Here is a 12936-nt window from a genome sequence, read left to right on the forward strand (position 1 = left end):
GTACGGCGCTCTGCACGGCAATGCAGGAAACGGCATGGAGGCGATTGAAAAACGTCATGGCTGTTCGCTTGTAGCGGCCTTTTCGCGGCTAAAACCGCGAAGAGGCCGGTACTGCGCATCAAAGCTTCGGCATCTGCCCGATCCGCGCCACCATTTCGCTCACCACCTGCAAGTCCAGCATGAACTGCTCCACGGTCTTGAACTCGTTGTCGTTGTGCCCGGTGTACTTCACCTCCGGCATGGCCAGGCCAAATTGCACACCGTTGGGAAGATCGTGCACCGAAGTCGCGCCGGCCGAGGTACCGAACTCATGCTTCATACCCAGGTTCTCGGTGGCCACAGCGAGCAGGGCCTTGACCCACTCGCCTTCAGGGTTGCGGTACATCGGCTCGTCCAGGCTGAAGTCGAAGGCCACCGAAGTGTTGCTTTGCCGGGTCCATTTGCCCAGTTTGTCGGCCAGTTCATCCTTGATCGTGGCGATCGGCTTCCCCTTGGGAATGCGCAGATTCACCGCCAGTTTCACGCCTTTTTCATCCACCCCGACAAAAGTCAGCGAGGTGGTCAGCGGGCCCATGAACGGGTCCTTGAAGGCCACGCCGAGCTTGTTGCCCAGGTAGTCCAGGCCCCAGTTTTCGGCGGCGTAGCGGGCCGCGTCGGTAAAGTGGTTGTGCTTGAGCGACACCTGCTGGCCGAGGCCATTGATGAAGTCGAGCATACGCGCCACCGGGTTGATGCCGGATTCCGGCTCCGAAGAGTGTGCGGAAACACCGGTCACGGTGAGCAAGACTTGCTTGCCGTCGGCCTTGGCGTCGATGCTGAAGTCGCTTCCATGCTGCTTCACATATCTGGCACCGGCTTGCTGCAGGTGCTTGACCAGCTGTGCCGGGTTGTCAGAAATCAGGGTCGCAACCGACGTTGTTGGGATCTGGTTAGTGGCCAGCCCACCGGTCAGGTTGACGATCTCGGCACCCTTGCCGCTGGCCGGGCGCTTGGTGAAGCTGGCCATGACCGTGCCGTAGCCTTTCTCGGCAATCACCACCGGGTAGCCGCCGTCGAGGGCCAGGTTGTAATCGGGCGTAGGGTTGCGCTCAAAGTAGTAGGGTATGGCATCACCGCTGGTTTCTTCGGTGGTGTCGATCAGCAGCTTGAACTGCCGGGCGAGCGGCAGGTTTTCGTCCTTGGCCACTTTCAGCGCGTACATCGCCACCACGATGCCGTTCTTGTCGTCCTCGGTGCCGCGACCGTACATGCGGTCACCTACAAGGGTGACCTTGAACGGGTCCAGGCGCGTACCGTCGGCCAGCTTCCAGTTGTCCGGGTTGACCGGCACGACGTCAGCGTGGGCATGGATGCCGATCACTTCCTTCCCGCTGCCCAGTGAGATCTCGTACACCCGGTTGTCGATGTTGCGGAAGGCCAGGCCGAAGCGGTCGGCCAAGGCCTTGATCTTGTCGGCGATCTTGAGGAATTCAGGGTTTTCGTACTGCGGCGTACCCTCGACATTGAAGGTGGGGATGGCTACCAGTTCGCGCAGGGTTTCGGTAGCGGCTTTGCCATACTTGATGCGGGTATACAGGCCGAGCAGGCGGTTGATCTCGTCTTGTTGCCCGGCGGCCAATGGCTTGTCGGCCAGGTAGGCGTCGACGGTTGCCTCGAGGTTGTCGGCCTTGCCCTGGTCGCTGTCTTTGAGCTTGCCGAGGAATTGCCTGAAGTCGCTTGGGTCGCTGCCGTCGAAGGTTTTGATGATGGCTGCGGACTGCTGCTGGGTGAGGTTGGCTTGAGCAGGCAGAGTAAACAGGCCGATGCCGGCCAGCAGCAGGGTGGTGGCGGTGAGTTTTTTCAACTGCATGGTTGTGCGCATTCCTTTGCCAATCATTGTTCAGGGTTACCCGTTCGGGAAACGGGAAGACGCCCACGCTAACACCAATGACCCGTGGTACGGGAGTACCAGAAAGGTGACATGTCGCACAAACGAAAAAGCCCCGGGCTCAGGCCCAGGGCTTTATTGATATGGCGCACTCGGCGGGATTCGAACCCACGACCCCTGCCTTCGGAGGGCAGTACTCTATCCAGCTGAGCTACGAGTGCAACGCGCACGCATGATACCCATCTGTGTCGTTGACGTCCATCGCCTTGATCTGTGGCCTTTTTCCTCTTTTTGCACAGGCGGCTTTTGCGGGCCACCGGCCGCGCAAATTTATCTATCCATATGCGATATCAATATTTCCCCCACCCTTCTTATGCCGTCTATCCTCTGGTCACAACTTGTTATAACGAGTCATCGATCAGCGAAGAGACCCCATGGCCGAACTGCTCCCCCTGTCCCCGGTACCGCTCTATACCCAGCTCAAGGAACTGCTACGCGAGCGCATCCTCGACGGTACTTATCCATCACATAGCCGCATGCCCTCGGAAAGCGAACTGGGCAAGGCCTTCGACGTCAGCCGCATCACCGTGCGCCAGGCGCTGGGCGACCTGCAAAAGGAAGGGCTGATCTTCAAGATCCACGGCAAAGGCACGTTCGTTGCCAAGCCCAAGGCGTTCCAGAACGTCAGTACCTTGCAGGGCTTGGGCGAGTCGATGACGCAGATGGGTTACGAAGTGATCAACCGCCTGCGCAGCTTTCGCCATGTGCCGGCCAACGCATTGGTTGCCGCCCGGCTGCAGGTCGAGGAGGGTAGCTTGGTCACCGAGATCCGCCGGGTGCGCCTGATCAACCGCGAGCCGGTGTCGCTGGAACTGACGTGGCTGCCCAAGGCCGTCGGCGAAAAACTGGAGAAGGCCGATCTGGTCACCCGTGACATCTTCCTGCTGTTGGAAAACGACTGCGGCATCGCTCTTGGCCACGCCGACCTGGCCATCGATGCGGTATTGGCCGACAGCGACCTGACCCAGGCCCTGGATGTTGAAGAAGGCTCGCCGATCATGCGCATCGAGCGCCTGACCCATGCTGCCGACGGCACGCCGCTGGACTTCGAACACCTTTACTACCGCGGCGATGCCTTCCAGTACCGCCTGCGCATTGATCGTCAGAAAGGGGGCAAGGCATGAGCATCCAGACCCAGGACTACGACATCATCATCATCGGTGGCGGTACGGCCGGGCCGATGGCGGCGATCAAGGCCAAGGAGCAGGACAAAAGCCTGCGCGTGCTGCTGCTGGACAAGGCCAATGTCAAGCGCAGCGGTGCCATTAGTATGGGCATGGACGGCTTGAACAACGCCATCATCCCCGGCCACGCCACCCCCGAGCAGTACACCAAGGAAATCACCGTGGCCAATGACGGCATCGTCAACCAGGCCACCGTGCATGCCTACGCAACCCACAGCTTTGAAACCATCGAGCAACTCGACCGCTGGGGCGTGAAGTTCGAGAAGGACGAGACCGGCGACTACGCGGTGAAGAAGGTTCACCACATGGGCGCGTACGTGCTGCCCATGCCCGAAGGCCACGACATCAAGAAGGTGTTGTACCGCCAGCTCAAGCGTGCCCGGGTGGAGATCAGCAACCGTCTGGTCTGCACCCGTGTGCTGCTCGATGGCGAAGGCGCCGCCGCGGGTGTGCTGGGCTTTGACTGCCGCAGCGGCGAGTTTCGGGTGGCGCGGGCCAAGGCGGTGATCCTTGCCTGCGGCGCCGCCGGGCGCCTGGGCCTGCCGTCTTCGGGCTATTTGATGGGCACCTACGAGAACCCGACGAACGCCGGTGATGGCTACGCCATGGCCTACCACGCAGGCGCCGAGCTGGCCAACCTCGAGTGCTTCCAGATCAACCCGCTGATCAAGGACTACAACGGCCCGGCCTGTGCCTACGTCACCGGCCCGCTGGGTGGGTACACCGCCAACAGCAAAGGCGAGCGCTTCATCGAGTGCGACTACTGGAGCGGCCAGATGATGTGGGAGTTCCACCAGGAGCTCGAAGGCGGCAATGGCCCGGTGTTCCTCAAACTGGACCACTTGGCCGAAGAGACCATCCAGAACATCGAAGAGATCCTGCACAGCAACGAGCGCCCCAGTCGTGGTCAGTTTCACGCCGGGCGTGGCACCGACTACCGCCAACACATGGTCGAGATGCATATCTCCGAGATCGGTTTCTGCTCCGGTCATTCGGCGTCGGGCGTGTGGGTCAATGAAAAGGCCGAGACCAGCGTCAAAGGGCTGTATGCCGCAGGCGACATGGCTGCGGTGCCGCACAACTACATGCTCGGCGCCTTTACCTATGGCTGGTTTGCCGGAGTGAACGCCGCCCATTACGTGGCCGGGCGCGAACTCGCCGAGGTCGATGCCGAGCAGGTCGAACGCGAACGGGCGCGGGTGTTTGCCCCGCTGCAGCGTGAGCATGGCCTGCCGCCAGCCCAGGTCGAGTACAAGCTCAGGCGCATGGTCAACGACTACCTGCAGCCGCCGAAGGTGACCAAGAAGATGGAAATCGGCCTGGCGCGCTTTGCCGAGATCGAGCGTGATCTGGAGCAGATGAAGGCCAACAACCCTCATGAGCTGATGCGTGCGATGGAAGTGTCGGTGATTCGCGATTGCGCCGAGATGGCGGCGCGGTCCTCGCTGTTCCGCGAGGAAAGCCGCTGGGGCCTGTACCACCACCGGGTGGACTTCCCTGAGCGCAACGATGGCGAGTGGTTCTGCCATTGCCACCTGAAAAAAGGCGAGAACGGTGAAATGACCAGCTTCAAGAAGGCCGTCGAACCCTACCTGATCGCCCTGGACGCCGATGAGCAGACCGCCTATGACCGGCTGCGAGTGAAGGCTGATGCAGCGTGAATGGGGCCATCAGCCTCTGCAAAAAACAGAACGAGGGCCACCGGCCCCAAGGACTCCGTGAAATGGCCTACCAGCCGCAAGAAATCTTCTTCCGCAGCAGCGCCCCGGTCACCATCGACGTAGACAAATGCATCGCCGAAAAAGGCTGCACCGTGTGCGTCGAGGTCTGCCCCATGGACCTGCTGGCGATCAACCCGGCTACGCAAAAGGCCTACATGGCTTTCGACGAATGCTGGTACTGCATGCCATGCGAGAAGGACTGCCCCACCGGTGCGGTGAAGGTCGACATTCCGTACCTGCTGCGCTGATTCATCCCGCCATCCGGCGAACCACCGGACGCCCTCCTGCTGTGCCCCTCGTTTCCCACCACCCAAGCCGGGCGGCGGAGACGAAGCCAACTCTTATAACGATTCGAGGGGAAACACCCATGCGCCTTGTTGCAACCGTGGCCGGCCTCGCGCTGGCGCTCACTGGCCTGAACGCCAGCGCCGAAACCATACGCATCGCCATCGGCACCCAGGACACCACCATCAACTGCGCCACCGGTGGCCTGCTGATCCGTGAGCTGGGCCTGCTGGACAAGTACCTGCCGCACGACGGCAAGTACAAGGACGCCACCTACCAGGTCGAGTGGAAGAACTTCACCAGCGGTGCGCCGCTGACCAACGAAATGGTCGCCGGCAAGCTCGACTTCGGCGCCATGGCCGACTTCCCAGGGTCATTCAACGGCGTTGCCCATCTGGATGCCGGCAAGCGCAGCCTGTTCATCAGTGTGCTGTCGGGCAGCGTGCATGGCAGCGGCAACGGCATCGTCGTGCCCGCCGCCTCCAGCGTGCAGTCGCTGGCGGAGCTCAAGGGCAAGACCATTTCCGTGCCGTTCGCCTCCACTGCCCACGGCATGCTGTTGCGCGCCGTCGCCGCGCAGGGCTGGGACCCGCAGAAGGATGTGCGGATCATCGCCCAGGCGCCGGAAATCGCCGGCTCCGCCCTGCGCAGCAACCGCATCGAAGCCCACGCCGACTTCGTGCCGTTCGCCGAGTTATTCCCCAACCGTGGCTTCGCCCGCAAGATCTACGATGGCGCCCAGGCCAACGCACCGACCTTCCATGGTGCCTTGGTCGATGCCGACTACGCGAAGAAGTACCCGGAAGTGGTCACCGCCTACCTGCGCGCCAGCCTTGAAGCCGACCGCCTGATCGCTGCGCAGCCTGAGAAGTACAGCGAGTTGATCGAGAAGGTCACGGGTATCGAAGCCGAGGTCAATTACCTGTTCCACGGCCCGCTTGGCCTGCAGACCCGCGACCTGACCTGGAAGCCTGAATACCGCCAGGCAGTGGCTACATCCATCGATACGCTCAAGCTGCTGAAAAAGACCGACCGTGGCCTGGACACCGGCAAGTTCATCGACGACCAGTACATCCGTGCCGCCTTCAAAGAGGCAGGCCTTGACTACGACAAGGCGCTGAAAGACTACGACGTACTGCCACTCAAGGCCGATGACGCGCTGACCGGCCAACCGATCACCGACTTCAGCCGCCTGGCGCAGATCTGGGTGCGCGGTGAAGACAAGGTCCGCCACTACACTTCGCCGGAGGCCGCCCTTGGTGCCTTGGCCCAGCTGGAGCAGGAGGGCAAGGACATCCGCGCCATCTACGCCCAGGCCGCCGACAGTGGCATCAAATTGCTCGCCAACCAGGCCTGGTTCGTGCGCAACGGTAAAGGCGAACTGGCGGCATTCCTGCTCAAGGACCAGGCCGAGCAGTATGCCAAGGCCCATGGTGGCGAGGCGCTGGACTTCGTCAGCGCCAACCAGAAGCTGGTCGCCCAGCGCTGACCGGGAGGCACCGACATGACCCGCAACCTCAAGCGCTGGCCGGTGCGCCTGGCGTCGCTGCTGGCCTGCCTGCTGTTCTGGCAAGTGGCGGCAAACGTGAAAATGGACCTTGGTCTGCTGACGTTCACCTATGTCCCTACACCCAAGGCGGTGCTGGACGCTGCCTGGCAGTTGCTGACCTCCAGCACCCTGCTGGCGCACCTGGGCAGCAGCCTGGCGCGGGTATTTGCCGGTTATGCCACTGCGGCACTGGTTGGCGTGGCCCTGGGGTTGCTGATCGGCCGCTCGAAATGGGCTGAAGATACCCTGCTGCCGCCGCTGGAAGTGCTGCGGCCGATTCCGGCTGTGGCGTGGATCCCGCTGGCGATCCTGATGTTCCCGTCGTCGGAACTGTCGATGGTGTTCATCACCTTCACCGGCGCGTTGTTCCCCATCCTGCTCAACACCGTGCATGGCGTCGAGGCCGTCGACCCGCGCTTGGTGGCATCGGCGCGCAGCCTCGGTGCCGGGCGCTGGGCGATCCTGCGCGAGGTGGTATTGCCTGGAGCGTTGCCGAGCATCGTCACGGGCCTTGCCATCGGCATGGGTACGTCCTGGTTCTGCCTGGTCACTGCCGAGATGATTTCCGGGCAGTTCGGCATCGGCTACTACACCTGGGAGTCCTACACCTTGCAAAACTACCCGGACATCGTCGTCGGCATGCTGCTGATCGGCGTGCTGGGCATGGGCAGCAGCGCCCTGGTCAAGCGCCTGGGGGCGCTGGCCACGCCGTGGTACCGCACGCGGAGGGCCAGTTGATGAACCGTTATCAACAGGCGCCGGGGCGTATCGATGGTCGCGGCCTGTCGATTCGCCTGGGGCACGGCAGCGAAGCGTTCGAGGCGGTGCAGCGGCTGGACTTTGCCGTGGAGCCGGGCGAGTTCGTCTGCATCCTCGGCCCCTCCGGTTGTGGCAAGTCGACGTTGCTCGGCGCCCTGGCCGGCCACCTGGTGCCCAGCAGCGGCCAGCTGAACGTGGACGGCCAGCCCGTTGACGGGCCGTCACCGCAGCGTGGCATGGTGTTCCAGCACCACACCTTGCTGCCCTGGCGTAGCGTGCTCGACAACGTGGCCTTCGGCCTGAAGATGCAGGGCCTGGAGCGCACCGAACGTCACCGGCAGGCTCGCGAAATGCTGCAACTGGTGGGGCTGGCCGACTTTGCAGGGCGCTGGCCCAACCAGCTGTCCGGCGGTATGCAGCAGCGGGCCGAAATTGCCAGGGTGCTGATCAACCGCCCACGGCTCTTGCTGATGGACGAACCTTTCGGCGCGCTGGATGCGCAAACCCGCGCCCGTATGCAGGAGCTGTTGCTCGATATCTGGGCCAGTATCCGCACCACCGTGCTGTTCGTCACCCACGATATCGACGAAGCGCTGTTCCTCGCCGACCGCATCCTGGTGATGAGCCCGCGCCCCGGTCGCTTCATCGAAGACCTGCGCCTGGACTTTGCGCGCCCACGCCGCGCCAGCCTGCTGACCAGCCCTGAATTCACTCACCTTAAGCGTCACTGCCTGGCGTTGCTGCGCCACGAGGAAGGCCGCGAACTGCCGCGTCTGACTCCGCTGGGCCTGCCGGACACTGACCACCCACCGCTACGGATCGCGCTATGACTGACCGAACGACCGACAACCCCGACATTCTTGCCCTGTTACCTCGCCTTGATGCCAGCGACGCTGGCGTGCGCCGCATCGCCCTGATCGAGCTGGCCGACCTGGAAGACCCGGATGGCTTGCCTTGGCTCACCGATGCCCTGCTGGCGGACGCCGCCGCCGAGGTGCGTGCCGAGGCCGCGCGCCTGCTTGAGGCCTGGGAAGAACCCGAAGTTGTGCAAGCCCTGTGCGCTGCGCTGGCCGATGCCGCCGAGCCTGTACGCCTGGCCGCTGCACAGAGCCTCAGCGAACTTAAAAGCCTTGAAGCCGGCCAGCTGATCCTGCCATGGGTCAAGCACGCCGATGCCTTCGTCCGCGCCAGTGCCCTACGTGCCTTGCGCGAGCTGCGCCTGGAGGATGCTGCCGACCCTGCGCTGCTGGCGCTGGCCGATGACGCCGCCGCCGTACGGCGTGAGGCAGTGGGCATTCTTGGCTGGCTCAAGCACCAGCCGGCGTTGCTGGCGCTGGCAGCGCTCGCCGAGACCGAGCCAGACACAGAGGTGCGCCGCGCGGCCATCGGCGCATTGGGCCTTGCCCGGGACAGCTCGGTGTTGCCTGCGTTGGTGGCGGCACTGACTGACCAGGCTTGGCAAGTGCGCGAGGAAGCCGCCACCACATTAGGCAAAGTTGGTCAGGACCAAGCAGGCCCGGCGCTGGTGGATGCCCTTGCCGATGACTTCTGGCAGGTACGCCTGCGGGCAGCGCGCTCACTGGGTCGGCTGCGCTATGCCGCTGCACTGGACGCGCTTGGCGGCTTGCTTGGCCATGGCATCGCCAACCTGCGCAAGGAGGCGGCGCTGGCGCTGGGCGAGCTGGGCCAGGCGCGTGCTTTGTCGGTGCTGCAGGCCGCCGAGGCCGACAGCGACCCCGAGGTGCGCAAGGCTGTGCGGATTGCCTTGGCGCAACTGCGCGGGGCTGCCTGATGAACGCCCCGCAAGCCATTCGCAACTTGCGCGGGCCAGGGCAACTGCTGCTGCAATGGGAAGACGGCGAGCACAGCCTCAGCCATACCCGTTTGCGGGGGGCTTGCCCTTGCTCACAATGCCGTGCGGCGCGCCTGTCCGGAGGGATCAGCCTGGTGCGCGACGATGTGCGCGTGGTGCAAATCGAGTCGCAAGGGTATGGCGTACAACTGGTGTTCAGCGATGGGCATGAGCGCGGGATCTACCCTTGGGCTTACTTGCGTGACCTGGTCAGCAAGTGAAGCTGATCCCTTCAGTTGCCGGAAGGGGTGCAGAAGCAGGACGACCGCCTAGCCAACGAACTGGCCGAGGGTAACCTGCTCTTTGGCGACACCCCGAGTGTGGGTACAGGGCGCAACTGGGCAACGTGCCACCGATTACGATGCCGATGACAACAGCATCATCGTTTCAGCACGGCATCAGGGCGTGCTGAGCTGATCGACCTCGCCAAGGCGTTCTGATTCATCCCCTCCGGGAGGGCCGTCGGTCCCCCCTTCACATTTCTTTCAGTTCATTCGTCTAACCTGTACTGGCCCTATCGCTGGCAAGCCAGCTCCCACAACACAAAAAAGTGAAATTTCCGCCAGGGTGTTCAACCTTTTGTTCTTTTTTTCGAACAGCCTATTGTCCAACACCCCAGCAGCCGCTTAGCATTCGTTTGAGATTTCAAACGCTCGATGCCCTGCCTTGGGCGCTTTTCAACAATCAACAATTCGGGAAGCCGACATGCAGCTCAAAGACGCTCAGTTGTTCCGCCAGCAAGCCTATATCAATGGTGAGTGGCTGGATGCGGACAACGGCCAGACCATCAAGGTGACCAACCCGGCCACCGGCGAAGTCATCGGTACCGTGCCGAAGATGGGTACCGCGGAAACCCGCCGCGCCATCGAAGCCGCCGACAAGGCCCTGCCGGCCTGGCGTGCCCTGACTGCGAAAGAGCGCTCGGCCAAGCTGCGTCGCTGGTTCGAACTGATGATCGAGAACCAGGACGACCTGGCTCGCCTGATGACCACCGAACAGGGCAAGCCGCTGGCCGAAGCCAAGGGCGAAATCGCCTACGCTGCCTCGTTCATCGAGTGGTTCGCCGAAGAAGCCAAGCGCATCTACGGTGACACCATCCCGGGCCACCAGCCAGACAAGCGCCTGATTGTCATCAAGCAGCCAATCGGCGTTACCGCGGCCATCACTCCGTGGAACTTCCCGGCCGCCATGATCACCCGTAAAGCCGGCCCGGCCCTGGCCGCTGGCTGCACCATGGTCCTCAAGCCGGCTTCGCAAACCCCATACTCCGCTCTGGCCCTGGTCGAGCTGGCCCACCGTGCCGGCATCCCGGCTGGCGTGCTGAGTGTGGTTACCGGCAGCGCCGGCGAAGTTGGCGGCGAACTGACCGGCAACTCCCTGGTACGCAAGCTGTCCTTCACCGGCTCGACCGAAATCGGTCGCCAGCTGATGGAAGAATGCGCCAAGGACATCAAGAAGGTTTCCCTGGAGCTGGGTGGCAACGCCCCGTTCATCGTGTTCGACGACGCCGACCTGGACAAGGCGGTCGAGGGCGCGATCATCTCCAAGTACCGTAACAACGGCCAGACCTGCGTCTGCGCCAACCGTATCTACGTGCAGGACGGCGTCTACGACGCGTTCGCCGAGAAGCTGGCCGCTGCAGTTGCCAAGCTGAAGATCGGTAACGGCCTGGAAGAAGGCACCACCACTGGCCCGCTGATCGATGGCAAGGCTGTCGCCAAGGTCCAGGAACACATCGAGGACGCCGTCAGCAAAGGCGCCAAAGTGCTGTCCGGTGGCAAGCTGATCGAAGGCAACTTCTTCGAGCCGACCATCCTGGTTGACGTACCGAAGACCGCTGCTGTCGCCAAGGAAGAGACGTTCGGCCCACTGGCGCCGCTGTTCCGCTTCAAAGACGAAGCCGAAGTCATCGCCATGTCCAACGACACCGAGTTCGGGCTGGCCTCGTACTTCTACGCCCGCGACATGAGCCGTGTGTTCCGTGTCGCCGAAGCCCTGGAATACGGCATGGTGGGTATCAACACCGGCCTGATCTCCAACGAAGTGGCGCCGTTCGGTGGTATCAAGGCTTCGGGCCTGGGCCGCGAAGGTTCCAAGTACGGTATCGAGGACTACCTCGAAATCAAATACCTGTGCATCAGCGTCTGATAGCACGGTAAAGGCTTTACCTCTGCCAGCGGGGCGCGAGAGCGACGTCTCGCTGGCCTTTTTTACATTGCAGTACCTGGTGGCCAGGGCGTTCACGACAGTCGATCAACGAATACTGTTCGCGAGCACTCCCAGCCGCCCCCGAATAAAAGCGCCATTCCTGTCGGCGCAATGAGGGCATTATGAGCAAAACCAACGAATCCTTGATGCAACGTCGTGTAGCTGCCGTCCCACGTGGCGTCGGCCAGATCCACCCGATCTTCGTCGACACCGCGAAGAACTCGACCGTGATCGACGTTGAAGGCCGCGAACTGATCGACTTCGCCGGCGGCATCGCAGTACTGAACACCGGCCACCTGCACCCGAAAGTAGTTGCAGCCGTGCAAGAGCAGCTGACCAAGGTCAGCCACACCTGCTTCCAGGTGCTGGCTTACGAGCCCTATGTAGAGCTGTGCGAAAAGATCAACAAGCTGGTCCCAGGCGACTTCGACAAGAAGACCCTGCTGGTCACCACCGGCTCCGAAGCCGTTGAAAACGCCGTCAAGATCGCCCGTGCTGCCACTGGCCGCGCTGGCGTCATCGCCTTCACCGGCGGTTATCACGGCCGTACCATGATGACCCTGGGCCTGACCGGCAAGGTCGTGCCGTACTCCGCTGGCATGGGCCTGATGCCAGGCGGCATCTTCCGCGCCCTGTTCCCGAGCGAACTGCACGGTATCAGCGTTGACGACGCCATCGCCTCGGTCGAGCGCATCTTCAAGAACGACGCCGAGCCGCGCGACATCGCCGCAATCATCCTCGAGCCAGTACAAGGCGAAGGCGGCTTCCTGCCAGCGCCGAAAGAGCTGATGAAGCGCCTGCGCGCCCTGTGCGACCAGCACGGCATCCTGCTGATCGCCGACGAAGTACAAACTGGCGCTGGCCGTACCGGCACCTTCTTCGCCATGGAACAGATGGGCGTTGCGCCTGACCTGACCACCTTCGCCAAATCCATCGCTGGCGGCTTCCCGCTGGCCGGTGTGTGCGGCAAGGCCGAATACATGGACGCCATCGCGCCTGGCGGCCTGGGCGGTACCTACGCCGGTTCGCCGATCGCTTGCGCCGCGGCCCTGGCCGTGATCGAAGTGTTCGAAGAAGAAAAACTGCTGGACCGCAGCAAGGCTGTGGGTGAGCGCCTGACCGCCGGCCTGCGCGAAATCCAGAAGAAGTACCCGATCATCGGCGACGTCCGTGGTCTGGGCTCGATGATTGCCGTCGAAGTCTTCGAGAAGGGCACTCACACCCCGAACGCTGCTGCTGTTGGCCAGGTTGTCGCCAAGGCTCGTGAAAAGGGTCTGATCCTGCTGTCTTGCGGCACCTACGGCAACGTCCTGCGTATCCTGGTTCCGCTGACCGCCGAAGACGCGCTGCTGGACAAAGGCCTGGCCATCATCGAAGAGTGCTTCGCTGAAATCGCCTGATGTGACGCGCTTCAGAAAAAACCCGCCTAGGCGGGTTTTTTTTATGCCCAG

Annotated in this window: 11 protein-coding genes, 1 tRNA gene and 1 pseudogene; 11 read left to right on the forward strand and 2 right to left on the reverse strand. The window is 62.7% G+C overall.

All coding sequences use genetic code 11. The features are described from left to right. Positions 1 to 118: 118 nt before the first annotated feature. Complete coding sequence (locus tag LU682_RS00865) at positions 119 to 1849, reverse strand: dipeptidase (RefSeq protein ID WP_010951587.1); 1731 nt, start codon at positions 1847 to 1849, stop codon at positions 119 to 121. A 162-nt stretch (positions 1850 to 2011) separates the two neighbouring features. Next, a tRNA-Arg gene (locus tag LU682_RS00870) sits at positions 2012 to 2088 on the reverse strand. Between the two features lie 213 nt (positions 2089 to 2301). Between LU682_RS00870 and LU682_RS00875 the strand changes: the two genes are divergently transcribed. The 11 genes and pseudogenes from LU682_RS00875 to gabT all read left to right on the forward strand — a co-directional run bounded on the left by LU682_RS00875 (position 2302) and on the right by gabT (position 12885). Further along, entirely contained in the window at positions 2302 to 3051 is a 750-nt protein-coding gene (locus tag LU682_RS00875) for a GntR family transcriptional regulator (protein WP_010951588.1), read from the forward strand. Next, positions 3048 to 4772 (forward strand): fumarate reductase/succinate dehydrogenase flavoprotein subunit, encoded by a 1725-nt coding sequence (locus LU682_RS00880; RefSeq protein ID WP_010951589.1) that lies wholly within the window; start codon positions 3048 to 3050, stop codon positions 4770 to 4772. Before LU682_RS00875 ends, LU682_RS00880 begins: the two co-directional genes overlap by 4 nt. Before the next feature lie 62 nt (positions 4773 to 4834). After that, positions 4835 to 5080, forward strand: a complete 246-nt coding sequence (locus LU682_RS00885) for a 4Fe-4S dicluster domain-containing protein (RefSeq protein WP_010951590.1) — start codon at positions 4835 to 4837, stop codon at positions 5078 to 5080. A gap of 119 nt (positions 5081 to 5199) precedes the next feature. Continuing rightward, the gene (locus LU682_RS00890) at positions 5200 to 6606 is read left to right on the forward strand and encodes an ABC transporter substrate-binding protein (protein ID WP_010951591.1); all 1407 of its coding nucleotides are present in this window, start codon (positions 5200 to 5202) and stop codon (positions 6604 to 6606) included. Between the two features lie 15 nt (positions 6607 to 6621). Next, on the forward strand, positions 6622 to 7404 hold the full coding sequence (locus LU682_RS00895) for an ABC transporter permease (RefSeq protein ID WP_010951592.1): 783 nt from the start codon (positions 6622 to 6624) through the stop codon (positions 7402 to 7404). Continuing rightward, positions 7404 to 8255 (forward strand): ABC transporter ATP-binding protein, encoded by an 852-nt coding sequence (locus tag LU682_RS00900; protein ID WP_010951593.1) that lies wholly within the window; start codon positions 7404 to 7406, stop codon positions 8253 to 8255. Before LU682_RS00895 ends, LU682_RS00900 begins: the two co-directional genes overlap by 1 nt. Next, positions 8252 to 9217, forward strand: a complete 966-nt coding sequence (locus LU682_RS00905) for a HEAT repeat domain-containing protein (RefSeq protein ID WP_060489670.1) — start codon at positions 8252 to 8254, stop codon at positions 9215 to 9217. Before LU682_RS00900 ends, LU682_RS00905 begins: the two co-directional genes overlap by 4 nt. Continuing rightward, positions 9217 to 9498 carry a DUF971 domain-containing protein gene (locus LU682_RS00910; protein ID WP_010951595.1) on the forward strand — a complete coding sequence of 94 codons (282 nt, stop codon included), beginning with the start codon at positions 9217 to 9219 and terminating at the stop codon, positions 9496 to 9498. Before LU682_RS00905 ends, LU682_RS00910 begins: the two co-directional genes overlap by 1 nt. A 6-nt stretch (positions 9499 to 9504) precedes the next feature. Continuing rightward, a pseudogene (locus LU682_RS29770) lies at positions 9505 to 9685 on the forward strand (aryl-sulfate sulfotransferase); the annotation flags it as partial. Between the two features lie 297 nt (positions 9686 to 9982). After that, positions 9983 to 11425 (forward strand): NADP-dependent succinate-semialdehyde dehydrogenase, encoded by a 1443-nt coding sequence (gene gabD / locus LU682_RS00915; protein WP_010951596.1) that lies wholly within the window; start codon positions 9983 to 9985, stop codon positions 11423 to 11425. Positions 11426 to 11607: 182 nt separating this feature from the next. Further along, a complete protein-coding gene (gene gabT, locus LU682_RS00920; RefSeq protein ID WP_003255866.1) occupies positions 11608 to 12885 on the forward strand; it encodes a 4-aminobutyrate--2-oxoglutarate transaminase in 1278 nt (425 codons plus the stop codon). Positions 12886 to 12936 lie beyond the last annotated feature (51 nt).

The sequence above is a fragment of the Pseudomonas alloputida genome (assembly GCF_021283545.2).
Taxonomy (GTDB): domain Bacteria; phylum Pseudomonadota; class Gammaproteobacteria; order Pseudomonadales; family Pseudomonadaceae; genus Aquipseudomonas; species Aquipseudomonas alloputida.